Consider the following 21,277-nt stretch of genomic DNA (forward strand, 5'->3'; position numbering starts at 1 on the left):
ACCCGGAGAGACGACGATGCTGCTTTTTGCAGGCCTCGGCAATCCGGGTGCGAAGTATGCGAACAACCGGCACAATGTCGGTTTCATGGCGGCGGACGCGATAGCCCGCCGCCATTCGTTTTCGCCATGGTCGCGCAAATTCCAGGCAGAGATCGCCGAGGGCAAGCTCGGCGGCGAAAAGGTGCTGCTTATCAAGCCGCAGACCTTCATGAACCTTTCCGGCCAAGCGGTCGGCGAAGCACTTCGCTTCTATAAATTAGAGCCGTCCGCTGTGACCGTTTTCTATGACGAGATCGATCTCGCCGCGGGCAAGGTGCGGGTCAAGGTTGGCGGCGGTGCAGGCGGTCATAATGGCATCCGTTCGCTCGACCAGCATATCGGCAAGGACTATCGGCGCGTCCGCATCGGAATCGGTCATCCCGGCGCCCGGGAGATGGTGCATGGCCATGTTCTTGGTGACTTCTCCAAGGCCGATCAGGAATGGCTCGACGTCCTGATCCAGTCCGTTGCGGACAATGCCGACCTGATCGCCAAGGGCGACGACAATTCCTTCATGAACCGCATTACCTTGACCTTGCGCGACAAGCTCCAGCCGACCGGAGAAGACGACGCGCCGCCACCGAAGAAAGCGGCACGCAAGCCGCAGCAAAGCCACATCCGCCAGGCTCGCCAGCAAGGACCCGCTGTGAAGCTTCCCGAAACCGGACCGATGGCGGCAATGCTCAAGAAGCTGTTCGGCAACAAGGAATAGCTGCCCCACCGGGGCTTGACGATTGTCAGGCCTTTCGCCCATAGCCGTGGGCAACTCCCGAAGATCGACAGGACTTGATAAATCATGGGCTTTAAATGCGGTATTGTCGGCCTGCCCAATGTCGGCAAGTCTACGCTGTTCAATGCACTGACCCGCACGGCTGCCGCGCAGGCCGCCAACTATCCGTTTTGCACCATTGAGCCTAACACGGGCGAAGTGGCAGTTCCTGATCCGCGCCTGAAGAAGATCGCGGAGATTGCCAAATCCAAGGAAATCATTCCGACCCGCATTTCCTTCGTCGATATTGCCGGATTGGTGCGGGGCGCTTCCAAGGGCGAAGGGTTGGGCAACCAGTTCCTCGCCAACATCCGCGAGGTCGACGCCATCGTCCATGTGCTGCGCTGCTTCGAGGACGACGATATTACTCATGTCGAAGGTCGTATCGACCCGGTTGCGGATGCCGAGACGGTGGAGACCGAGTTGATGCTGGCCGATCTCGACAGCATCGAGCGCCGCATCGTCCAGATCCGCAAGCGCGCAACCGGCAAGGACAAGGAAGCGACCACAGTCCTGCCCCTTATGGAAAAGGCGCTGGCACTATTGCAGGACGGCAAGCCGACCCGCGTATTGCTGAACGGCATTGCAGCGGAGGACCTTGCTATCCTCAGGGGCCTGAACCTGCTTACCTCCCACCCGGTCCTTTATGTCTGCAACGTAGCTGAGTCAGACGCCGCGACCGGCAACGAGCATACCCGCTCCGTCGAGAAGATGGCCGAGGCGCAAGGCGCGAAAACCGTGGTCATCTCGGCAGCGATCGAGGCCGAGGTGGCGCAGCTTCCCGATGATGAGGAGCGGGAATTCCTGGCCTCGATGGGATTGGACGAGCCGGGTCTCGATAAGCTGATCCGAGCCGGCTACGATCTGCTGCACCTCATCACCTACTTCACCGCCGGCCCGAAGGAAACGCGCGCCTGGACTATCTCGCGCGGGACCAAGGCCCCGCAGGCGGCCGGCGTAATCCACACCGATTTCGAGCGCGGTTTCATCAGGGCCCAGACCATCGCCTACGACGACTTCGTCGCGCTCGGCGGCGAAGTCGCCGCCAAGGAAGCCGGCAAGGCACGCGACGAAGGCAAGGAATATGTCGTGCAGGACGGCGACGTGATGCTGTTCAAGTTCAACACCTGATCCGCAGAGCGTACCGGATGTAAGGCCACAGTACCTGCGGCCTTGCGCGCAATGCTGCGCAAGGTTCATGGTATCGGCGCAAGCTTGAACGAGATTCCATTCCATGACCGCCAAGAAATGGGCCTACGAGGATTTTGCCGAAGGGGCCGCGCTCGACCTCGGCAGCAAGCTGGTGACGGCGGAGGAAATCATCGAATTCGCCTCCGAGTTCGACGCGCAACCCATGCATCTGGACGAAGCCGCCGGCAAGGCGAGCATCCTCGGCGGATTGGCGGCGTCCGGCTGGCACACCTGCGCGATTTTCATGCGCATGATCTGCGACGCCTTTCTGGTCGATTCCACATCGCAGGGATCGCCCGGCATTGACGAGGTCAGGTGGCGGGCCCCGGTTTTGGCCAACGACACGCTCACCGGCACATGCACGGTGCTGTCCAAGCGGCTGTCGAAATCGCGGCCCACCGTCGGTCTCGTGACCATCAGGACGGAACTGGTCAACCAGCGCGGCGAACCTGTGTTCGAACTGCGGAACTCCGTCATGTTCCTGACGCGCGGAGCTGCCCAATGACGCTCGACGAATTCCTCGGCATCGGGAAAACAGTCCAGCTTGGATCGCATACGTTCAGGCCGGACGAGATCAAGGCGTTCGCCGCCAAATACGATCCCCAACTCTTCCACCTCGACGAAGAGGCGGCAAAGAAGAGTGTGCTCGGCGGGCTGTGCGCCTCCGGCTGGCACACGGCGGCGATGTGGATGAAATACAACCTCGCCCAGATCACCTCGGCGGACACCAGATGGACTGGTACAGGGCCGGCACCGGAATTCGGCCCCTCGCCCGGCTTCAAGAACCTCAAATGGCTGAAGCCGGTATATGCCGGCGAGACGATAAGCTTCACGCGCACAGGCGTCGGATATCGGCCGATCGCATCGCGGCCCGGATGGCTGTTGCTGACCATCTTCGCGGAGGCATTCAATTCCACCGGCGCGAAGGTCATCGAGTTCGAGAACTCGGTGCTGGTCAAGGCGGGCTGAAGCTCGCACCTGTTCATTGCCACGCCCGGCGAAAGCCGTCTGGCCATTGTCAAAGAACTGACCTCGAATGAGGTCGGGAGGACGGGCGGCCGTTCGGTCGCTCGTTTAGTTAAGTAGTGCGGCCTCGCGGCCGCCCGTCCGGTGCTTGTCATCCAGTCGACCGGTCCCAAGATCGTCCGATGGGCTTACCCTGTCGCGACGATCAGGCGAAATGCGCCTCCTGCCGCCACGGGTTGCCTTTCCTTTGTCATGGAAAGCCCGCCGCAGGACGCCGGCCTGTCGGATGCCCTCGGGTCCATTGGCGCCGAACCAATGGGGGGAGGTCACCGCCGCCCTAACCGTTGCCCGGTGCGCAGCCGGTTCCCGCAAGAGCGATGGGGCAGAGTATGGGGGAGGGATGAGAGGGCGTGGATAAGCGGGGTGAAAGATTTTTTACAGAAGTGAGTGAGGTCAAGGGGTTGGCATGGGGTGTGGATAGGGAGGTGGGTAATTCGATCCACATCCAGTGAAGCCAGCGCTGCCCCTCACCCTTACCCTACCGGCCGGGTGCCCGCTGCTTGCGCAGCGACCCGGCGTTCGCTGGCCTTTCATCATGCCACCGGCATGATGAATTCGCTTTGCGAACCGGCTGCTCACCCCCGCAGGCGGGGAGAGGAAGGCGTCAGCGTTTGCGCTCAAACACCCCTCATCCGACCTCGCTTCGCTCGGCCACCTTCTCCCACAAGGGGCGAAGGGAAGCCGTCATCGACCCCACCGCTAAACACTAACGTTGAACATTGGCCTCGGCGTGGATGCCGACCTACCTTCGCCCCTTGTGGGAGAAGGTGGCCGAGCGCAGCGAGGTCGGATGAGGGGTGTAGCTGGTTTTACAACGCTTTCGCGCTGCCGCGATGTCACGGAATGGATCCCGCACAGCATCGCCGTCGCTTTGCTCGGCTCGCTTCCGGGATGACGAGGTTGAGGAGTGGCGCTTCGAAATTACGGCGCGGTTTGCCGCTCAATGCCCTGCGAATCCGATGAGGGTTCGCACCGGCACGCCGAGGGCTTCCAGCTTGCGGCGGCCGCCGAGATCCGGCAGGTCGATGACGAAGCAGGCGGCAACGATGTCAGCGCCGATCTGCCTCAACAGCTTGACCGCCGCTTCTGCAGTGCCGCCGGTGGCAATGAGGTCGTCGATCAGGATGACCTTCTCGCCCGGAGCAACGCCGTCCTTGTGCATCTCCATTTCGTCCAGTCCGTATTCCAGGCTATAGGCGACGCGCACCGTTTCGTGCGGCAGCTTGCCCTTCTTGCGGATCGGCACGAAGCCGGCAGACAACTGATGTGCAACCGCGCCGCCAAGGATGAAGCCGCGCGCCTCGATGCCCGCGATCTTGTCCACCTTGCCGCCGACAAACGGATGCACCAACTCGTCGATGGCGCGGCGGAATGCGCGCGCATTTCCGAGCAGCGTGGTGATGTCTCGAAACAGGATGCCCGGCTTGGGATAGTCGGGAATTGTGCGGATCGCGGCGAGCAAGGTTTCTTCGACAGAAGCGTTCATCGGGGGCATCCAATCGCCATCCAACGGATCGTGACGGCTTTTCGTTGAACCGTCACCGCGATCCATTTCTTTCTTTGCGCATGGTCTTGTCCGAAAACCGGTATCCACTTTTCGGGACCGTGCTTTATTGCCGCCTGCCGGCCAAAAAGAAAAGGGCACCGATCGGCGCCCCTCCCCTTATTCTCATATCTTTAGTTTCAGTGCGGGACGTTGGCCCAGACCTTGCGCTTGGTGAGATACATCAAGCCGGCAAAGAGCAGCAGGAAGACGACGACACGGAAGCCGGTCTTCTTGCGGTCCTCGAGATGCGGCTCGGCCGCCCACATCAGGAATGCTGAGACGTCACGCGCATACTGGTCGACCGTCTGCGGCGCACCGTCGTCGTAGGTCACCTGATCGTCGGACAAAGGCTTGGCCATGGCCAGGGACTTGCCGGCGATGAAATACGGGTTGTAGTGCGTGCCTTCCGCGATCTCCATGCCGGCCGGCGGCTGTTCGTCATAGCCGGTCAACAGCGAGTGGATGTAGTCGGGGCCGTTTTCGGCATACTGGGTGAAAATGTCGAATACGAAGGTCGGGAAGCCGCGCTCGACGCCGCGCGCCTTGGCGAGCAACGACATGTCGGGCGGAGCAGCGCCGCCATTGGCAGCAGCAGCCGCCAGTTCGTTCGGGAACGGCGACGGGAAATGATCCGACGGCAGGCCCGGACGCTCGAACATCTCGCCTTCATCGTTGGGACCGTCCTGGACGGTGTATTCGGCGGCAAGCGTCTTCACCTGCGCCTCGGAATAGCCAAGGTCCTCTAGCGTGCGGAACGCCACCAGGTTCATTGAATGGCAGGCCGAGCAGACTTCCTTGTAGACCTTCAGGCCGCGCTGGAGCTGGCCCTTGTCGTAGGTGCCGAAGGGACCGGAAAAGGTCCAGTCGATCTGCTTTGGCTTGTGGATGGGAAAGTGCGTCGGTTCGGCGGCGTTGTGGCCCGCCTCCTCGGCAATGGCGGCGGTGCCGGCCATCATGAAGCCCAGCACTGCCAGCGAAGCGAGAATCTTTTTCATGTTAAATCCCCTAAGATTCCCTGCCTCAGCCTCTGGTTTCCGGAGACGCCGTGGCGCCCGCCGGATGCCCGCTGCCGGCACCCTTGTTCTTCTCCAGCACTGCCTCGGTGATCGAGTTCGGCAGGCGGCGAGGCGTCTCGATCAGGCCAAGCAGCGGCATGATGACGATGAAGAAGGCGAAGTAGTAGAGCGTGGCGATCTGCGCCATGACCACGTAGGAGCCTTCCGCCGGACGCGAGCCGAGCCAGCCGAGGAAGATGGCGTTGGCGGCGAAGATCCAGAAGAACAGCTTGTACCACGGACGGTAGACCGCTGAGCGGACCTTGGAAGTGTCAAGCCATGGCACGACGAACAGGACCGCGATGGCGCCGAACATGGCGAGCACGCCTCCGAGCTTGGAGTTGATCGGCCCGATGTTGAAGGTGATGGCGCGCAGGATGGCGTAGAACGGCAGGAAGTACCATTCAGGCACGATGTGCGCCGGCGTCTTCAGCGGGTTGGCAACGGTGTAGTTGTCCGGGTGGCCGAGATAGTTCGGCATGTAGAAGACGAAATAGGCGAACACCAGCAGGAACACGATCATGCCGAGCGCGTCCTTGATAGTCGCATAGGGCGTGAAGGCAACGGTGTCGGTCTTCGACTTGACCTCGATGCCGGTCGGATTGTTCTGGCCGGTGACGTGCAGCGCCCAGACGTGCAGCACAACGACGCCGGCGATCATGAACGGCAACAGGTAGTGCAGCGCGAAGAAGCGGTTGAGCGTCGGGTTGTCGACCGCAAAGCCGCCGAGCAAAAGTTCCTGGATCCAAGTGCCGACAAGCGGAATGGCGGTGAAGAAGCCGGTAATAACCGTCGCGCCCCAGAAGCTCATCTGGCCCCACGGCAGCACGTAACCCATGAAGCCGGTCGCCATCATCAGGAGATAGATGATGCAGCCGAGGATCCAGAGCAGTTCGCGCGGCGCCTTGTAGGAGCCGTAATAGAGACCGCGGAAGATGTGGACATAGACCGCGATGAAGAAGAACGACGCACCGTTGGAGTGCAGGTAGCGCAGCAGCCAGCCGGAATTGACGTCGCGCATGATCTTTTCGACCGACCCGAAGGCCAGGTGCGTGTCGGCGGCATAGTGCATCGCCAAGACGATGCCGGTGAGGATCTGCGCCACCAGCATGATCGACAGGATGCCGCCGAAGGTCCACGCATAGTTGAGGTTGCGCGGCACCGGATAGGCGATGAAGCTGTCATAGACCAGCCTGGGCAGCGGCAGGCGGGCATCGAACCAGCGGCCAAGCCCGGTTTTAGGCGAATAGGTGGAGTGTCCCTCGCTCATCGAAATATCCCCCTGCCTCAACCGATGCGGACTTTGGTATCAGAAATGAATTCGAACACGGGCACCGCCATGTTTTCCGGTGCCGGGCCTTTGCGGACGCGGCCGGCGGTGTCGTAGTGCGAACCGTGGCATGGGCAGAACCAGCCGCCGAAATCGCCCTGCTGGCCAAGCGGGATGCAGCCGAGATGGGTGCAGACGCCGACCATGACCAGCCAGTTTTCCTTGCCCTCGCCGGCGGTGCGGTCGAGATCGTTGGCCGGTGCGTCGGAAGCGAGATTGGCGTTGCGCGCCAGCGGATCCTTGAGCTCGTCGAGCTTGACGGCCTTGGCGGCCTCGATCTCTTCAGGCGTGCGGTTGCGGATGAACACCGGCTTGCCGCGCCACTTGGCAGTCAGCGACATGCCGGGCGTCAGAGAAGAGACATCGACCTCGACGGTCGAAAGCGCCAGCGTCGAGGCATCGGGCCGCATCTGGTCGATGAACGGCCAGGCGACGGCGCCTGCACCGACAACGCCGGCCATGCCGGTGGCGATGTAAAGAAAATCTCGACGGTTTGGATCTTCGATATCGGTTGCGCTCACGGGTGCCTGATCCTTTCGCCTCTTCCGTGCCGAAGGTCGAGCTTCTTGTCCCCGCTCAAAACGCCAGCCATTCGCGCATGGCAAAAGGCTAGCGGGACTCCTCCGGCATTTGGATTTCGGTTTATGCGTGAAGCCACCGCTTGTCCAGAGCGCAACAGGCGGGACGGCAGATTGTCGCGGCCCGTTCGGAAGGCCGGAATTCAGCCACTTACAGACAGTTGCGAGCCCGGCGTCATACAGCTTGGCTGCGGCCCCTTTTTGGAAAATCCGACCGGTGGCGTTGATCGAATCGAACGATTGCCCCCGCGCCGTAAACGACACACAGCCAGCCAGGGACGGTGTAGGCCATATGGTTTAAGCGCCGCCGGGTGTTCCAGCGCGTTTCGTCACGGCGCAACATGGTGCAACAGTCACAAGGTGGACTGAGTGAAAACAGGCTTCTTAGATATGGTTAAGCCATACTATCTAGCGAACTACCACCTATGAGCGACCTACGAATCCTGACCCGCATGGTACCCTTCAATCTTAGTCGCTTGGATGGGAGAAAAGTACATGAAGGCAACACGGACTTTGCCGATCGCAATCGCATTTGTAGTTCTGACCAGCTTGCCCGCATTTGCCCTTTCGGGCTGGTTTCCCGGCAGTGGCGGGGGAAAAGGCGGTGGTAACAACGGTGGCGGCAACAACGGTGGCGGAACGGTTTCGCACTCCGCGCCCGGCCCTGTGATTGGTCTCGGCCTGCCGGCAGTCGTCGCTCTTGGCGGCTACCTGTGGGTAAGGAACCGCAATCGCAAGTCGAAAGACGGGCAATAGGCCTTAAGCAAGCGGCTTGCGCCGCGCGGGCAGCGAACCTGGGCGGGATCCTGCCTGGCTGACAGAGCGCGAGACGTGTGCGTGACTACTTTCGACGTAAGCAGAACTGAAATCGTGAACGAGGACGGCCGCGTCAGCGCGGCCGTTCAATGTCGTCTGCTGTACCTCGGCGTAACCATTGTCGGCTTCGCCAACGGCATCAGCGAGAAGGCCGCGACCGAAATCCAGAACAACGGCATCGCGGCCGCGCTCTTCAATACGCTTGGCGTAAGCATCGTCATCTGGGCCGCAGGCGCAATCGCGGTCCTTTTGCTATTGCGCGCCGACCAGCGCGCGGCAGGGCGTATGGATATCGCCGTTGCCGTCATCGCCTGCGCAACCTTCCTCGTTCCCGCACCCTTCATGAGCTGGCTCGGCATCGCCCTTGCCGGCATCTATCTTTACGCCACATCCGCGAAGTCGTCCTCGCTGCGCCGCGCGGGAATGGTGCTGCTGGCGCTGACGGTGCCGATGCTGTGGGCGCGCATCCTGTTCGCCGCCGCCGGTACGCGGATACTGGAAATGGACGCCAAGCTGGTGAGCTGGATCGTCGGAACGCAGTCGAGCGGCAACACCATCCCGTTTGCCGACGGATCGGGCGTGATCTTCCTCGAGCCGGCGTGCTCCTCGCTTACAAACGTATCGCTTGCGATGCTGTGCGGCGTGCTTTTCGTCAGCGCGCAAGGCCTCAAATGGTCGAAACGGGCCATCTTGGCGACCTTGCTTGCCTGTGCCGCGACAGTGTTCATCAACGTCTTCCGCATCGCGCTGATCGGCGTGATGCCGCAGTATTATTCGACCATCCATGGCCCGACGGGAGCGGCGATTGCCGGCTGGGTGACCATCCTGACGATCGTCTTCATCTTCACGAGAGGGATCAGGCGCGATGCCACGGCTGTCGCTTAGCCTCGCCTTTGCCGTACTTCTGGCAGTGAGCCTCGGCCTCAAGGTCCAGCTTGGCTCGGCCACCAGTTTCGCCGCGCAATACCCCGACAGCGATGACATTGCGGCACTGATGGCCAACCATGCCTTTGCCGTAACCCCGCCCGAACCCGACACGGACCCGCAATGGTTCACCGGCGTGCGCGACGGCTGCGTTGTGCAGATCGGCAACGTGTCGCCGCAAGGTTGGCACCGCGCAGCGGTGGAATGGAAGGCGGGCAACAATCCTGTCGTCTATTCCGCAGGCACGACGCTGCACGACCAGCAGCCGATCGCCGGCCCGCTGATGCGCTACTATCTGCGTCGCTTCGAGCGCTATGCCGGCATCGATTCGCCGCCGCTGAAAGTGCGCGCCATCATCCGCAGCGGCGACTGCCCCGACAGCTTCATCGCGCCGTCGGAACTGGCCGGACTTTCCGACTGACGGCAGCACGCTATTTCGCGCCCAACCTAGCAAGCACAACCCTGGGTATATCGTACTGGCGCACGACGTCGTCGTGCCGGCGAAAGCCGCACAATTCGCGCTGGATGAACCATGCATAAACGGCGTCGGCCGCGGCCTTGATGAGACGCTCGCGCTCGGCCTCCGATCCCTGGTGGTCGCGCAATCTCGCAAGGCACGCTTCGGCCTGCGCACCGGTGCGTCCAAGCCCTGCAGCCTTCTCGGTAAGGATCTCGTGGCCGAGCAGATCGAACGTCGCGTCGCCGGCGCTGGTTTTCCACAAGAAATTGGGGGGCCTAAGCGACATAGATCGCCCTGAATTATTAATCGAAAGTGGTACGCAACAGTCTACTCCGCCGGGCGCGTCTCCGCGAGCGGACTCTCCTCGTTGAACAGGAAACCGCCGGACTGGCGCTTCCACAGCCGCGCATAAAGGCCGTCGAGGGCGACTAGCTCGTCATGCGTGCCTTCCTCCACGATGCGGCCTCCATCCAGCACGACCAGCCGATCGAGCGCGGCGATTGTGGAGAGGCGATGCGCGATAGCAATCACCGTCTTGCCTTCCATCAGCCTGTGCAGGTTTTCCTGGATCGCGGCCTCGATGTCGGAATCGAGCGCCGAGGTGGCTTCGTCGAGGATGAGGATCGGCGCGTCCTTCAGGAACACGCGCGAGATCGCGACGCGCTGGCGCTGGCCACCGGAGAGCTTGACGCCGCGCTCGCCGACGAAGGCCTCGTAGCCGGCACGACCCCGGTTGTCGCGCAGGCCAAGGATGAAATCATGCGCTTCCGCCCGCTTGGCGGCAGCTACCACCTCGGCATCGCTCGCCTCTTCCATGCCGAGCTTGATGTTGTCGCGCAGCGAGCGGTGGAACAGCGCCGTCTCCTGGCTGACCACGCCGATATTGGCCCGCAGCGAGTTCTGCGTGACTTTCGAGATGTCCTGGCCGTCGATCAGGATCGCACCGCTTTCCAGATCGTAGAGGCGCAGGATGAGGTTGGCGAGCGTGGTCTTGCCGGCGCCAGAAGGGCCGACCAGACCGACCTTTTCACCCGGCCGCACACTGAGGCTGATGTGGTCGAGGACGCCGTAGCCCTTGCCGTAGTGGAACTCGACGTTGTTCACCTCGATGCTCCCTCCAGTAACGACAAGTTCCCTTGCATCGGGTGCATCAACAAGGCCGAGCGGCTGCGAGATCAGCTCCTTGGAGTTTTCCAGCACGCCGAGGTTTCGCAATATGCCATTGAGCTGCATCATCAAGCGCCCAAGCAGCATGTTGAGACGCAGCACAAGTGAAAGCGTAAAGGCGACCGCGCCAACGGTGATGAGGTTTTCGACCCACAGATAGACGGCAAAACAGCCGATCGCCGTGATCATGATGCCGGACAGCGCCGTCAGCGCCACCCTGACCCCGGTAAGGCGGCGGGTGAAGGGGCGGAGCTGGTCGAGATAGATGTCGAAGCCGTTGCGGATGTAGCTGTCGTCGCCGTCGGCCGCGAAAAGCTTCAGCGTCTGCACGTTCGAATATGAATCGACGATGCGTCCATTGATCATCGACCCGGCTTCCGCCGTCGCTTCCGCGCGCTTGCGGATGGAGGGGATGTAGAGCCTGGCGAGCCAGCCGAACGCCACGATCCAAACCAGCACCAACGCCGCCAGACGCCAGTCGAGCGCGGCGACCAAGGCAAGTGTGGTGACCGTATAGACGATCATGAACCAGACCACCTCGATGAAGCTTTCCATCAGGTCGCCGGTGGCCTGCCCTGCCTGCCAGACCTTGGTTGCGATGCGACCGGCAAAATCGTTCTGGAAAAAGGAATAGGACTGGCGCGAGACATGCCGGTGCGCCTGCCAGCGCACAAGGTTGAAGAAGCCCGGCACGATGGTCTGCTCGCCGACAAGCGCGGACAGGGCCACGACAACCGTGCGGATGACCAGCACGACCGCGATCATGAACGAGATTTCCCAGCCGGCGGCGTCCCAAAGCGCTGCCCAACTGCGGTCAGCCGGAAGCTGGTCGAGGATATCGACCAGGCGGCCGACGAAATAGAACAGCCCCGCCTCGACCAATGGCGCGATGCCGCCAATGACCAGCATGGCAAAAAACGCCAGCTTGGCCTGGCCGACATAGTGCCACAGAAAGCCGCCTGCCGTTGACGGCGGCTTCAGACTGGCGGGCTCCCTGAATGGGTAGACCCAGTTTTCAAACCAGCGATAGACGGCATTCATACTGCGGCCGCACTCCAACCAGGGACAATGTTCTTGCTCATACCAGCAACGGGAAAAAAGCCGAAACCTTGATAGAGGCGTTCTTTTTTGTGGCCACAAAAACTTGCCATATCTGAGAATAACGTATACACAATAATTCTTAGCGTGGGGGCGCTATGCAGTTCGAGTGGGACGAGAGAAAGGCGAGGTCGAACAAGGCCAAGCATGGGGTCGATTTCGAAGCGGTACATGCCTTTGATTTCGATACCGCTCTTTATGTTGTAGATGAGGCCACGGACTACGGCGAGGAGAGAATACTGGCAACCGGCCTGATAGGCGCCCGATTTTATACGATGGTCTTTACGGAACGAGACGAGCGAATCCGTGTGATTTCGCTGCGTCGGGCAACAAAGACGGAAATCAGGAAATTCTATGAGCGCTAGAGCCAAACATCGTCCCAATGCCTTGCCAGGGAAATCTGAAGCAGAAGCGCCGGACCACATCGGGCACGAAAGCAAGTTGCAGTCTGGCGTAAGAGGCAGGGGATCGCCAGATCCCGCCAAGCTTGCGCGCGCCAAAGATATGGCACGCGCCGCGCTTGAAAACATGACCGACGAAGAGGACGACGAGATCACCGCTGCTGCGCTGGCTGATCCGGACACGCCCCTGATGGAGGAAGTGCTGGAAAGCAACGAGCGCCGTCGTCTCGGCCGCCCGCCCCTTCCCCACACGAAACGTTCGGTCCATTTGCGCCTCGACCAAGAAGTGATCGGCTTCTTCGTCAAAGACGGCCGCGGCTGGCAAACCCGCATCAATGCAGCTTTGCGCAAGGCCGCCGGCTTGAAATAGACCACTACTCCGCCGCCTGTTCCTCCAGTTCGCCGGCCGGCTCGGCAGGACCTTCGTCGAGCAGGAAGCCACCGGACTGGCGTTGCCACAGTTGCGCGTAAAGGCCGCCTTTGGCGATCAGGGATTCGTGCGAGCCTTCCTCGATGACGCGGCCCTTATCCATCACCACTAGCCGGTCCATCGCCGCAATGGTGGAGAGCCGGTGCGCGATGGCGATGACGGTCTTGCCCTGCATCAGCTTGTACAGGTTCTCCTGGATGGCCGCCTCCACTTCTGAATCGAGCGCCGACGTCGCCTCGTCGAGAATGAGGATCGGGGCATCCTTCAGCATGACGCGGGCAATGGCGATACGCTGCCGCTGGCCGCCGGACAGCTTGACGCCACGCTCGCCGACATGGGCGTCGAAGCCCTTGCGACCCTTGTGGTCGGCAAGCCCGCCGATGAAGTCCATCACCGCCGCCCGCCGCGCCGCCTCGATCATCATCTCCTCGGTCGCGTCGGGGCGGCCGTAGAGGATGTTGTCGCGCACAGAGCGGTGCAGCAGCGAGGTATCCTGCGTGACCATGCCGATCTGGGCGCGCAAGCTGTCCTGCTTGACCGAGGCGATCTCCTGCCCGTCGATGAGGATGCGGCCCTTCTCCAGGTCGTAGAAGCGCAGCAGCAGGTTGACCAGCGTGGATTTGCCGGCGCCTGAGCGCCCGACGATGCCGACCTTTTCACCCGGATCGATGACAAGCGACAAGTCTTCGATGATGCCCTTCTGCTTGCCGTAGTGGAAGCCGATGCCATCGAACTCGATCTTGCCCTTGTCGACGACGATCTCTTTTGCCCCCGACTTGTCTTCCACAAGGCGCGGCAGCGAGATCGAGCCGATGCCGTCCTGCACCGTGCCGATGTTTTCGAACAGCGCCGACATCTCCCACATGATCCACTGCGACATGCCCCAAAGACGCAGGACAAGACCGATGACCACGGCCACCGCGCCGATGGACACGGCCTCGTTCAGCCACAGCCAGATCGACAGCGCCGAGACGGAGAACAGCAGCAGCGAGTTGATCAGGTAGAGCAGCCCGTAAAGGCTGGTTACGAGGCGCATGGAGCGGTAGACCGTGTCCATGAAGATCGCCATGCTGTCGCGCGCATAGACCGCCTCGCGGCGTGCATGCGAGAACAGCTTGACCGTCTGGATATTGGCGTAGGAATCGACGATGCGCCCGGTCATCACCGAACGCGCGTCGGCCTGCTCCTCCGACACCTTGCCAAGGCGCGGGATGAAATAGCGCAGCAGAAGCGCGTAGGCTACCAGCCAGACGACCAGCGGAGTCGCAAGGCGCCAGTCGGACGAGCCGACGATGAACACCATGCCGAGGAAGTACACCACGACATAGTTGAGGACGTCGATGACCTTGACCACGCATTCGCGCACGGCAAGCGCCGTCTGCATCAGCTTGGTGGCGATGCGGCCGGCAAACTCGTCCTGGTAGAACGTCATCGACTGCTTGAGCAGGTAGCGGTGCACGTCCCAGCGGATGCGCATCGGGTAGTTGCCCATCAGCGTCTGGTCATGCACCAGCGACTGCAACAGCGCCATGGCCGGCAAAAGCACGACCACGACGAACGCCATGGCCGCCAGCTTCCAGCCTTCCGTCTGCAGGAACGTCTCGCGGTTCTGCGCCGAGAGCCAGTCGACGATGCGACCAAGGAAGCCGAACATCCACACTTCGGCCAGCGCGATAGAGGTGATCAGCACCCCGGTAATGGCGATGTAAGGCCACGCGCCGCGCGTATAGTGCAGGCAAAATGCGATCAGGGTCTTGGGCGGCTCGACCGGCTCTGCGACCGGAAACGGATCGAGTCTTTCTTCAAACCAGCGAAACATCGGTTCGGCACTTTCTTCTTTGTCAGTTGCAGTTTCTGCGCCCGTTTACGCAGCCAATGGACGCACAGACCCCTCGTCACGGGGTTCGGATGGGTCTGCCGAAGCACCTCTCCGCTCGCGCGCTATATAGGATGGCGAACGCATGTCTCCGACAGGCCCATCAGGAGATTCCTGACAGGCCACGTCAGCAGGATGGTGACTGCCACCGCCAGAGCGGAACAGGCCAAACAGGCGACGCACCAGCGAAGGCCGGCTGTAGTCCGGCACCGCGCGGGAGAAATCGACATCCGGCAGCATGCCGCGATGCGGCCTGCGCCTGGTTTCGGCATGGACGGCGGAAGAATGGGTTTCGCCGACAAGGAGCGCCCAGGTTGCCAGCTTGCGTTCGTGCAGGCTGCGGGAGCCGGGGACTTTGCATGGATCGAACATAGGTCCGTCCTCCAGGAAAAAAGTCGAATGGAAATCACGGCCGCGACGGCTGGCAGCATTGCCATCGAACGCGGACTTGCCGGAATGCGAAGCAGACTCAGGCGGGGCTGCGAGCCCCTTTGACGCATTGGAAAACATGGCTGGTTACCTTCGAAAGCCGTGAAAGCGTTTCGGCGGGAATCAGCGCGAGCGTCTTGAAAATGTCAGTGAAGCGTCGAACCGAGTGCCGCCGTCAGGCAGTAAGCCCACGGATGGGGCGGTGAATGTCTACGGACATCATGAATTCCATATCCCGCCTCCGTCAGTTCGAGTTGACAATGGCGGGCATATACACGCAATCGCAGAAAACCACCACCCGAAAGTCCAGCCATTGCCAAAAGCGCGCTCTGGCTGTGGCCGATCTGCCACGCAGGAAAAGCACCTCGAAATGCAAGACGATCTGCGCATCGCCCTCTACCAGCCGGATATCGCCGGCAATACCGGTACAATCCTGCGCCTCGCCGCGTGCCTTGGGCTGGGCGTCGACATCATCGAGCCGGCGGGCTTCGACCTGTCGGACCGGGCGCTGAAGCGGGCCGGGATGGACTATATCGAAATGGCGGCCCTCACCCGTCATCTCGACTGGGCGGCCTTCGAGGAGAAGCGGAATGCCGACGGACGCCGGCTGCTGCTGCTTTCGACCAAGGCCGCGACCGTCTACACCAGCTTTTCCTTCGAGAAAGGCGACACGCTTTTGTTCGGGCGTGAATCGGCCGGCGTACCCGACCATGTCCACGAGAGCGCCGATGCCCGCCTGCTCATCCCGATGAAGAATGGCGCCCGCAGCCTCAACGTCGCCGTCTCTGCGGCAATGGTCGCCGGAGAAGCGATCCGGCAGATCGGCTAGCGGCAAGGCGCTGCCAACCGGCTTTGCAGCGACGAATTCCTGACGGATGCACATAACCTTCTCCCGCATTTGCAGATCGAACGCCTAACTGCTACAACCTCAACATAAGTTGAGGTCAAGCGGGAATTTTCGATGGCGCGCGAATGGACCGTCGGGGAGGTTGCGGCGAGAAGCGGGGTCGCTGTTTCAGCGTTGCATTTTTATGAGCGAAGCGGGCTGATCCGCAGTTACCGCACAAGCGGCAACCAGCGCCGATACGGCTCCGACGTGCTGCGCCGCGTTGCGGTGATCAAGGTGGCGCAGGATGTCGGCATCTCGCTTGCCGATATCCGCGCAGCGCTCGATTCACTGCCCGAAGGGCGCACGCCGACGCGCGACGATTGGGGGCGGCTTTCGGCCGGCTGGCGCGACGACCTCGACAAGCGCATCGCTCAACTGAAGAAACTGCGCGACGGACTGACCGACTGTATCGGCTGCGGCTGCATGTCGATCGACCGCTGCCCGCTGCGCAACAAGGAAGATCGCCTCAGCCGTGACGGACCCGGAGCGCGACGGCTGGTTGTGCCCTGAATGGAGGTGTCAATCGGCGGCAGGCAGGCGGCGAATGGTGAACTCGATGACGTCGTTCGGGCGTTCGAACCAGCTTTCGATCTCGGTCCAGTAGGCCTGCTTCGGCCAGCGCTCGAACCACTCCTGCGCCTTCAGTCTTGCATCCGAGCGCGACAGTATGAAGGTCTCGCGCAAAAAGCCGTCTCGCGGTCGACCGGCGCGGCTTGCGCGGCTCTGGTCAAGCCGTTTTTTCAACCCATCCAGCGGTGGTCTTGCCGCAGTGCGCAAAAAAGCCTCCTTGACGCTTTCTGCCCAGAGATTAGGGATCGCCACGGAAAAAGACGAGTCATTTGTCGGGCAAAGCGAACCCGAAACGGAGACCGAATTGCAGCGACCTGACATTACGGCCGGATTGCCCATCGACATCGAAGCGAAGAAGGAAACCGCAAGGGCTTGGTTCGAGGATCTGCGCGACCGCATCTGCGCCGGCTTCGAGCAACTCGAGGACGAAGTGTCCGGGCCGCAGTCCAGTTGGGAGCCCGGGCGCTTCGAACGGACGCCGTGGCTGCGCGACGAGGGCAAGGGCGGCGGCGGCACCATGTCGATGATGAAGGGCCGCCTGTTCGAGAAGGTCGGCGTCCATACCTCGACCGTGCATGGCGAGTTCTCGCCGGAGTTCCGCAAGCAGATGCCCGGAGCCGACGAGGACCCTCGCTTCTGGGCAAGCGGCATTTCGCTCATCACACATCCGTGGAATCCCAATGTCCCTGCAGTGCACATGAACACGCGCATGGTTGTGACCTCGCGCCAGTGGTTCGGCGGCGGCGCGGATCTGACGCCGGTGCTGGATCGCCGCCGCACGCAGGCCGATCCCGATACGGTCGCCTTCCACCGCGCCATGCAGTTTGCCTGCGACAAGAACCGCGGCATCGCCGACTACGACCGGCTGAAGGCATGGTGCGACGAATATTTCTACCTGCCGCATCGCGACGAAGCCCGCGGCATCGGCGGCATCTTCTTCGATTGGCTGCATTCCGAGGAGGAAAAAGGCGGCTGGAACGCCGATTTCTCCTTCGTGCAGGATGTCGGCCGCGCCTTCCTCGTCGTCTACCAGCACCTCGTGCGCAAGAACTTCAACGACAACTGGACCGACGCCGACCGCGACGAACAACTGGTGCGCCGGGGCCGCTACGCCGAGTTCAACCTGCTCTACGATCGCGGCACGATCTTCGGTCTCAAGACCGGCGGAAACGTCGCCTCGATCCTCTCTTCCCTGCCGCCGGAAGTGAAATGGCTGTAAAATCTGCGTGAGCGCAATGTGAGCCGCAATCGTGTCCAGATCATCGAATCTGGGCGGCGATTGTGGCTTTTAAGGCCGTTTGGAATATCTTTTTCGTCTAATACACTGCTGAAAAATCAGCGTTATTTCTTATGCCGGACCGGGAAACGCCGGCGGCTCACCACCCACGAACCGCGACCCGACGTATCTGGACGGTCTATTGTCTGCCGGGCGATGTTCCAAGAAACGCGCCCGCCATTCCAGGAGAGCCTGCCATGCGCAAGCTTGTTGTTTCGGCTGCTGTAGCCACCTTCCTCGCCTCCGGTTCAATGGCCTTTGCTGCCGTTCACCACACCACCGGCAACATCAAAACGTTCAACGCCACGGCCAAGAGCCTGGTCCTCCAGGACGGCACCACCTTCCAGCTTTCGAAGTCCTTCAAGGATCCTGGCCTGAAGGTCGGCGAGAAGGTCACCGTCTCGTGGGATATGAGTGGCAAGAACAAGGTTGCTGAATCGGCGATGGCCGCGAAGTAACCGTCCAACCGGCGGCAGCGACGGGGTCAGGCCGCAAGGCTTGGCCCCGACGTTTTTGTCTGATCGCCATTCGTCTGGACCAGCGGAAACCTGAATTTTCAACCGACACGCGCAACAAAACCCGCTCAGCCGTGTTATGCTTTCGTCTCATTCAAAACGAGGAAAGGAGAAACCCATGAAAGAGTTCCATTGCGGGTCGCTCGTCCCCGGCTGCGAATGGCACACGCGTGCCGACGAGGAAGCCGAAGTGATGCGCCGGGCTGTCGAACACATGCGCGAGACGCATGGCGAGACGGTAATTCGCGAAACCATGGTCGAGGCCATACGCTCACGCATCGAGAAGACGCGCGACGCCGCCTAAGGACTAGGATTTCAAATCCTTTGCGGCGCGCTTGAGCAGCGCGTCGCGCTCAAGCCCGAAACCCGACTCGATCCAGTCGTTCTCAAGCCGCTTCAGCAACGCGCCAAGCTTTGGCCCGGGTGCAGCGCCAAGCGCAGTCATGTCTGCACCCTTGAGCGGAAAAACCGGCTTTTGCCATTTTTCGGCAAAGCCAAGCAGGCGCGAGAAGCCGCCCGCTTGCATCAGCGCAGAAGTATCCTCGACGGCGCGTGCCCGCGCGGTTGCCAGCGAAAGCCGCAGCCTGTCGGCAAAAACCTGCGGATCGCCGAGATAGAGCAGCTTGGCAAGCGTGCCTTCCGTCGTGGCAGGATCGAGCGCCGGCCTCAGCGCCCAGCGTTCCATCCGGTTTGTCTCCAGAGTCGAGAACCTCAGCCTCTCGGCAAGCGCCTTCATGCGGGCGGCATCTGGCGGCACCATGGCCTGCAATCTCAGGATTGGGTCCGGTGACCAGCCGAAATCAGCCTCGGCCCGAACCAGCGCATGAATGGCGTCGATGCCCCATTTCTCGCTTTCGGGCAGTACGCGAGACAGCACGCCTGCCTGCCGCATCCACAACAGCGCCCGCGACGGATCGGGTGCCGACAGGAGCTTCTTGAGTTCCGCCCACACCCGCTCGGCCGAAAGTCGGTCGAGCCCTTCCTTCAACCGTGCGCAGGCCTTGAGGCCATCGGCGTCGGGACGGCCATCGCCATACCAGGCAAAGAAGCGGAAAAACCGCAGGATGCGCAGATAGTCCTCGCGGATGCGCGCTTCGGCATCGCCGATGAAGCGCAGCCGGCGCGCGGCGATGTCTCCAAGCCCGCCGACGAGATCGACGACAGTGCCGTCTGCCTCGGCATAAAGCGCATTGATGGTGAAGTCGCGCCGTTCGGCATCGGCCTTCCAGTCACGCCCGAACGAAACCTTGGCGTGACGCCCGTCGGTCTCGATGTCGGCGCGCAGCGTCGTCACCTCGAACGGCTTGCCGCCGGCGACAACCGTGACCGTGCCGTGTTCGATGCCGGTCGGGACGGCCTTGAAGCCGGCAGCCTCGGCCCGCCGAACCGTTTCCTCTGGCAAGGTGGTGGCGGCGATATCGACATCGGCAACGCTCTGGCCAAGCAGCGCGTTGCGCACGGCGCCGCCGGCGATGCGCGCAGCCTCGCCGCCTTCGGCAAGCACGGCCAAAAGGCGCTGCAGGTGCTTGTCGTCAAGCCACTCGGCCCGCCCGGCTATCGTCACCGTCTCGTTCAAGCATAGAGCCTTTCATAAACCGTGCGGATAATACCTGCGGTTACGCCCCAGATGCGTTGGCCCTCATAAGGCATTTCATAGAACATCCATTCGAGGTCGTTCCACATGCGGCTGCCTTTCTGGTGGTTGGCAGGGTCCATGAGGAAGCGCAGCGGCACCTCGAAGGCCGCATCGACCTCGTCGGGATTGAGATGGAGATGGAAACCGGGCTTCACCACCGACAGAACCGGCGCGATGCGGTAGCCGGTGCCGGACACATAATCCGGCATGCGCCCAACCACATCGATAAAGCCATTGTCGAGACCGATCTCCTCGGCGGTTTCACGCAGGGCCGTGAATTCGGGCGATGGGTCGCTTGCATCGATGCGCCCGCCCGGAAACGCCACTTGCCCGGTGTGACTGCGCAGCGTCTCGGCCCGCTTGGTCAGGATCACCGTGGCTTCCGAACCATGATCGACAACGGGAATAAGCACGGCAGCACCCCGCAGCTTGTCGCGGTTGACCAGAAGGCGCGGATGGCCCGGATTGAAGCGATGATCGCCATAGTCTGGCTGGTCGCCTTCCGGCGCGCTTTGCCGGGCCGCGCGCATGCGGAAAGCCTCGGCGGAAAAAGGTGCAGGTTCAGCCATGGCCGTCAGGCGCTCAACTTTCTCAAGGCATCGGCCGGCATGATCGGGTAAATCTCGCCGCGCGAGCGTATGGCGAACATCGTTTGGCCGTCGATCTCGATCTCTTCGCCATGTTCGACGAGCTCGTACATCACCGGGCGCGCCACCAGCGCTTCCAGCCGCCCGCGCACAAGCACATAGGGTTTCAGGCCGCCGGTTTCGCTTTCATCGACAAAGCGCAGCGGATGGGCGGGACCCGCCTCGACCACATCACCGACATTGGTGCGGAAGGTGACCGCCTGTTCGGCGCCCTGCCCCGCGACATTAACCTCGACGGCAATGAAAGGCGCATCGACAACGCGGATGCCAACCCTTTCCACCGGCGTGACGAGATAGGTCTTGCCGTCTTCGTCCTTGCGCAGCACGGTCGAAAAAAGCTGCACCAGCGGCATGCGGCCGATCGGCGTTCCCATGTAGAACCAGGTGCCGTCCTGCCGGATTTCCATGTCGAGATCGCCGCAGAAGGCCGGATTCCAGCGTTCCACCGGCGGCAGGCCCTTGCCGGCGCGGGTGGCGCGCGAGATCAGCGCTTCCAGTCCGCGCGCGTCGGCAGCACTTGCAAGGCTTGCTTCACGATGTTCGGAGGCGTCCGTCATGGTCACGAAATAGTCACTGTTGTTGCGCTTGTCAGCCTAGGCCTGTGAATTA

At 61.8% G+C, this 21,277-nt stretch carries 26 protein-coding genes; 13 read left to right on the plus strand and 13 right to left on the minus strand.

What is annotated here, in order from left to right; translation table 11 throughout:
• The first annotated feature begins 16 nt into the window (after positions 1 to 16).
• The 4 genes from pth (at position 17) to ACODTY_RS02185 (ending at position 2,968) form a co-directional block, all read left to right on the plus strand.
• The gene (gene pth, locus ACODTY_RS02170; RefSeq protein ID WP_488992654.1) at positions 17 to 751 is read left to right on the plus strand and encodes an aminoacyl-tRNA hydrolase; all 735 of its coding nucleotides are present in this window, start codon (positions 17 to 19) and stop codon (positions 749 to 751) included.
• 84 nt (positions 752 to 835) lie between these two features.
• Positions 836 to 1,939: a redox-regulated ATPase YchF gene (gene ychF / locus ACODTY_RS02175; protein WP_488992655.1), complete on the plus strand. Its 1,104-nt coding sequence runs from the start codon at positions 836 to 838 to the stop codon at positions 1,937 to 1,939.
• Between the two features lie 103 nt (positions 1,940 to 2,042).
• Positions 2,043 to 2,504: a MaoC family dehydratase gene (locus ACODTY_RS02180; protein WP_488992656.1), complete on the plus strand. Its 462-nt coding sequence runs from the start codon at positions 2,043 to 2,045 to the stop codon at positions 2,502 to 2,504.
• Positions 2,501 to 2,968, plus strand: coding sequence for a MaoC family dehydratase (locus tag ACODTY_RS02185; RefSeq protein WP_488992657.1), 468 nt, complete (start codon positions 2,501 to 2,503; stop codon positions 2,966 to 2,968). Before ACODTY_RS02180 ends, ACODTY_RS02185 begins: the two co-directional genes overlap by 4 nt.
• A gap of 997 nt (positions 2,969 to 3,965) precedes the next feature.
• Here the strand turns inward: ACODTY_RS02185 and ACODTY_RS02190 are convergent.
• The 4 genes from ACODTY_RS02190 to petA form a co-directional block, all read right to left on the minus strand.
• Complete coding sequence (locus tag ACODTY_RS02190; protein WP_488992658.1) at positions 3,966 to 4,511, minus strand: adenine phosphoribosyltransferase; 546 nt, start codon at positions 4,509 to 4,511, stop codon at positions 3,966 to 3,968.
• Positions 4,512 to 4,708: 197 nt separating this feature from the next.
• Positions 4,709 to 5,566: a cytochrome c1 gene (locus tag ACODTY_RS02195; protein WP_488992659.1), complete on the minus strand. Its 858-nt coding sequence runs from the start codon at positions 5,564 to 5,566 to the stop codon at positions 4,709 to 4,711.
• A gap of 25 nt (positions 5,567 to 5,591) precedes the next feature.
• Positions 5,592 to 6,896, minus strand: a complete 1,305-nt coding sequence (locus ACODTY_RS02200; protein WP_488992660.1) for a cytochrome b — start codon at positions 6,894 to 6,896, stop codon at positions 5,592 to 5,594.
• 17 nt (positions 6,897 to 6,913) lie between these two features.
• Complete coding sequence (petA, locus tag ACODTY_RS02205) at positions 6,914 to 7,477, minus strand: ubiquinol-cytochrome c reductase iron-sulfur subunit (RefSeq protein WP_488992661.1); 564 nt, start codon at positions 7,475 to 7,477, stop codon at positions 6,914 to 6,916.
• A gap of 552 nt (positions 7,478 to 8,029) precedes the next feature.
• On the opposite strand from petA, the gene ACODTY_RS02210 reads away from it, so the two are divergent.
• From ACODTY_RS02210 to ACODTY_RS02220, 3 genes are all read left to right on the plus strand, one after another.
• Positions 8,030 to 8,290, plus strand: coding sequence for a hypothetical protein (locus ACODTY_RS02210; RefSeq protein WP_488992662.1), 261 nt, complete (start codon positions 8,030 to 8,032; stop codon positions 8,288 to 8,290).
• 81 nt (positions 8,291 to 8,371) lie between these two features.
• A complete protein-coding gene (locus ACODTY_RS02215; RefSeq protein WP_488992663.1) occupies positions 8,372 to 9,235 on the plus strand; it encodes a hypothetical protein in 864 nt (287 codons plus the stop codon).
• A complete protein-coding gene (locus tag ACODTY_RS02220) occupies positions 9,216 to 9,695 on the plus strand; it encodes a hypothetical protein (protein ID WP_488992664.1) in 480 nt (159 codons plus the stop codon). Before ACODTY_RS02215 ends, ACODTY_RS02220 begins: the two co-directional genes overlap by 20 nt.
• A 10-nt stretch (positions 9,696 to 9,705) precedes the next feature.
• Here ACODTY_RS02220 and ACODTY_RS02225 read toward each other — a convergent pair whose 3' ends face one another.
• From ACODTY_RS02225 to ACODTY_RS02235, 3 genes are read right to left on the minus strand one after another with little or no spacing between them, the layout of a single operon-like run.
• Complete coding sequence (locus ACODTY_RS02225) at positions 9,706 to 10,020, minus strand: DUF6665 family protein (RefSeq protein ID WP_488992665.1); 315 nt, start codon at positions 10,018 to 10,020, stop codon at positions 9,706 to 9,708.
• A 41-nt stretch (positions 10,021 to 10,061) separates the two neighbouring features.
• Positions 10,062 to 11,942, minus strand: a complete 1,881-nt coding sequence (locus tag ACODTY_RS02230) for an ABC transporter ATP-binding protein (RefSeq protein WP_488992666.1) — start codon at positions 11,940 to 11,942, stop codon at positions 10,062 to 10,064.
• Positions 11,939 to 12,370 (minus strand): hypothetical protein, encoded by a 432-nt coding sequence (locus ACODTY_RS02235; protein WP_488992667.1) that lies wholly within the window; start codon positions 12,368 to 12,370, stop codon positions 11,939 to 11,941. Before ACODTY_RS02235 ends, ACODTY_RS02230 begins: the two co-directional genes overlap by 4 nt.
• Positions 12,371 to 12,503: 133 nt before the next feature.
• Between ACODTY_RS02235 and ACODTY_RS02240 the strand changes: the two genes are divergently transcribed.
• On the plus strand, positions 12,504 to 12,770 hold the full coding sequence (locus ACODTY_RS02240) for a BrnA antitoxin family protein (RefSeq protein WP_488992668.1): 267 nt from the start codon (positions 12,504 to 12,506) through the stop codon (positions 12,768 to 12,770).
• Positions 12,771 to 12,774: 4 nt separating this feature from the next.
• Here ACODTY_RS02240 and ACODTY_RS02245 read toward each other — a convergent pair whose 3' ends face one another.
• Together ACODTY_RS02245 and ACODTY_RS02250 are read right to left on the minus strand one after the other, a co-directional pair.
• Entirely contained in the window at positions 12,775 to 14,649 is a 1,875-nt protein-coding gene (locus ACODTY_RS02245; RefSeq protein WP_488992669.1) for an ABC transporter ATP-binding protein, read from the minus strand.
• Between the two features lie 45 nt (positions 14,650 to 14,694).
• Positions 14,695 to 15,078, minus strand: coding sequence for a hypothetical protein (locus ACODTY_RS02250; protein WP_488992670.1), 384 nt, complete (start codon positions 15,076 to 15,078; stop codon positions 14,695 to 14,697).
• A 427-nt stretch (positions 15,079 to 15,505) separates the two neighbouring features.
• On the opposite strand from ACODTY_RS02250, the gene ACODTY_RS02255 reads away from it, so the two are divergent.
• Both ACODTY_RS02255 and soxR read left to right on the plus strand, forming a co-directional pair.
• On the plus strand, positions 15,506 to 15,964 hold the full coding sequence (locus ACODTY_RS02255) for a tRNA (cytidine(34)-2'-O)-methyltransferase (RefSeq protein WP_488992671.1): 459 nt from the start codon (positions 15,506 to 15,508) through the stop codon (positions 15,962 to 15,964).
• Between the two features lie 132 nt (positions 15,965 to 16,096).
• Positions 16,097 to 16,534, plus strand: coding sequence for a redox-sensitive transcriptional activator SoxR (gene soxR, locus ACODTY_RS02260; RefSeq protein ID WP_488992672.1), 438 nt, complete (start codon positions 16,097 to 16,099; stop codon positions 16,532 to 16,534).
• A 9-nt stretch (positions 16,535 to 16,543) separates the two neighbouring features.
• Here the strand turns inward: soxR and ACODTY_RS02265 are convergent, their stop codons facing one another.
• Positions 16,544 to 16,801: a hypothetical protein gene (locus ACODTY_RS02265; RefSeq protein ID WP_488992673.1), complete on the minus strand. Its 258-nt coding sequence runs from the start codon at positions 16,799 to 16,801 to the stop codon at positions 16,544 to 16,546.
• A gap of 97 nt (positions 16,802 to 16,898) precedes the next feature.
• Between ACODTY_RS02265 and hemF the strand changes: the two genes are divergently transcribed.
• The 3 genes from hemF (at position 16,899) to ACODTY_RS02280 (ending at position 18,689) form a co-directional block, all read left to right on the plus strand.
• The gene (gene hemF, locus ACODTY_RS02270) at positions 16,899 to 17,813 is read left to right on the plus strand and encodes an oxygen-dependent coproporphyrinogen oxidase (protein ID WP_488992674.1); all 915 of its coding nucleotides are present in this window, start codon (positions 16,899 to 16,901) and stop codon (positions 17,811 to 17,813) included.
• A 254-nt stretch (positions 17,814 to 18,067) separates the two neighbouring features.
• The gene (locus ACODTY_RS02275) at positions 18,068 to 18,328 is read left to right on the plus strand and encodes a DUF1344 domain-containing protein (protein ID WP_488992675.1); all 261 of its coding nucleotides are present in this window, start codon (positions 18,068 to 18,070) and stop codon (positions 18,326 to 18,328) included.
• A gap of 175 nt (positions 18,329 to 18,503) precedes the next feature.
• Positions 18,504 to 18,689, plus strand: a complete 186-nt coding sequence (locus ACODTY_RS02280) for a DUF1059 domain-containing protein (protein ID WP_488992676.1) — start codon at positions 18,504 to 18,506, stop codon at positions 18,687 to 18,689.
• Positions 18,690 to 18,692: 3 nt separating this feature from the next.
• On the opposite strand, the gene ACODTY_RS02285 is transcribed toward ACODTY_RS02280, so the two are convergent.
• From ACODTY_RS02285 to ACODTY_RS02295, 3 genes are read right to left on the minus strand one after another with little or no spacing between them, the layout of a single operon-like run.
• The gene (locus ACODTY_RS02285) at positions 18,693 to 19,961 is read right to left on the minus strand and encodes a CCA tRNA nucleotidyltransferase (RefSeq protein WP_488992677.1); all 1,269 of its coding nucleotides are present in this window, start codon (positions 19,959 to 19,961) and stop codon (positions 18,693 to 18,695) included.
• Positions 19,958 to 20,590, minus strand: a complete 633-nt coding sequence (locus ACODTY_RS02290) for a CoA pyrophosphatase (RefSeq protein ID WP_488992678.1) — start codon at positions 20,588 to 20,590, stop codon at positions 19,958 to 19,960. Before ACODTY_RS02290 ends, ACODTY_RS02285 begins: the two co-directional genes overlap by 4 nt.
• 5 nt (positions 20,591 to 20,595) lie before the next feature.
• Positions 20,596 to 21,225 carry a DUF1285 domain-containing protein gene (locus ACODTY_RS02295; protein ID WP_488992916.1) on the minus strand — a complete coding sequence of 210 codons (630 nt, stop codon included), beginning with the start codon at positions 21,223 to 21,225 and terminating at the stop codon, positions 20,596 to 20,598.
• Between the last annotated feature and the right edge of the window lie 52 nt (positions 21,226 to 21,277).

The organism is Mesorhizobium sp. FG116 (assembly GCF_057809835.1).

Bases quoted from the DNA above. Each gene is read 5' to 3' on its own strand.
- pth (WP_488992654.1), top strand. From the start codon at position 17: ATGCTGCTTTTTGCAGGCCTCGGCAATCCGGGTGCGAAGTATGCGAAC.
- ychF (WP_488992655.1), top strand. From the start codon at position 836: ATGGGCTTTAAATGCGGTATTGTCGGCCTGCCCAATGTCGGCAAGTCT.
- ACODTY_RS02180 (WP_488992656.1), top strand. From the start codon at position 2,043: ATGACCGCCAAGAAATGGGCCTACGAGGATTTTGCCGAAGGGGCCGCG.
- ACODTY_RS02185 (WP_488992657.1), top strand. From the start codon at position 2,501: ATGACGCTCGACGAATTCCTCGGCATCGGGAAAACAGTCCAGCTTGGA.
- ACODTY_RS02190 (WP_488992658.1), bottom strand. From the start codon at position 4,511: ATGAACGCTTCTGTCGAAGAAACCTTGCTCGCCGCGATCCGCACAATT.
- ACODTY_RS02195 (WP_488992659.1), bottom strand. From the start codon at position 5,566: ATGAAAAAGATTCTCGCTTCGCTGGCAGTGCTGGGCTTCATGATGGCC.
- ACODTY_RS02200 (WP_488992660.1), bottom strand. From the start codon at position 6,896: ATGAGCGAGGGACACTCCACCTATTCGCCTAAAACCGGGCTTGGCCGC.
- ACODTY_RS02210 (WP_488992662.1), top strand. From the start codon at position 8,030: ATGAAGGCAACACGGACTTTGCCGATCGCAATCGCATTTGTAGTTCTG.
- ACODTY_RS02220 (WP_488992664.1), top strand. From the start codon at position 9,216: ATGCCACGGCTGTCGCTTAGCCTCGCCTTTGCCGTACTTCTGGCAGTG.
- ACODTY_RS02225 (WP_488992665.1), bottom strand. From the start codon at position 10,020: ATGTCGCTTAGGCCCCCCAATTTCTTGTGGAAAACCAGCGCCGGCGAC.
- ACODTY_RS02230 (WP_488992666.1), bottom strand. From the start codon at position 11,942: ATGAATGCCGTCTATCGCTGGTTTGAAAACTGGGTCTACCCATTCAGG.
- ACODTY_RS02240 (WP_488992668.1), top strand. From the start codon at position 12,504: ATGGCACGCGCCGCGCTTGAAAACATGACCGACGAAGAGGACGACGAG.
- ACODTY_RS02245 (WP_488992669.1), bottom strand. From the start codon at position 14,649: ATGTTTCGCTGGTTTGAAGAAAGACTCGATCCGTTTCCGGTCGCAGAG.
- ACODTY_RS02250 (WP_488992670.1), bottom strand. From the start codon at position 15,078: ATGTTCGATCCATGCAAAGTCCCCGGCTCCCGCAGCCTGCACGAACGC.
- ACODTY_RS02255 (WP_488992671.1), top strand. From the start codon at position 15,506: ATGCAAGACGATCTGCGCATCGCCCTCTACCAGCCGGATATCGCCGGC.
- soxR (WP_488992672.1), top strand. From the start codon at position 16,097: ATGGCGCGCGAATGGACCGTCGGGGAGGTTGCGGCGAGAAGCGGGGTC.
- ACODTY_RS02275 (WP_488992675.1), top strand. From the start codon at position 18,068: ATGCGCAAGCTTGTTGTTTCGGCTGCTGTAGCCACCTTCCTCGCCTCC.
- ACODTY_RS02280 (WP_488992676.1), top strand. From the start codon at position 18,504: ATGAAAGAGTTCCATTGCGGGTCGCTCGTCCCCGGCTGCGAATGGCAC.
- ACODTY_RS02290 (WP_488992678.1), bottom strand. From the start codon at position 20,590: ATGGCTGAACCTGCACCTTTTTCCGCCGAGGCTTTCCGCATGCGCGCG.
- ACODTY_RS02295 (WP_488992916.1), bottom strand. From the start codon at position 21,225: ATGACGGACGCCTCCGAACATCGTGAAGCAAGCCTTGCAAGTGCTGCC.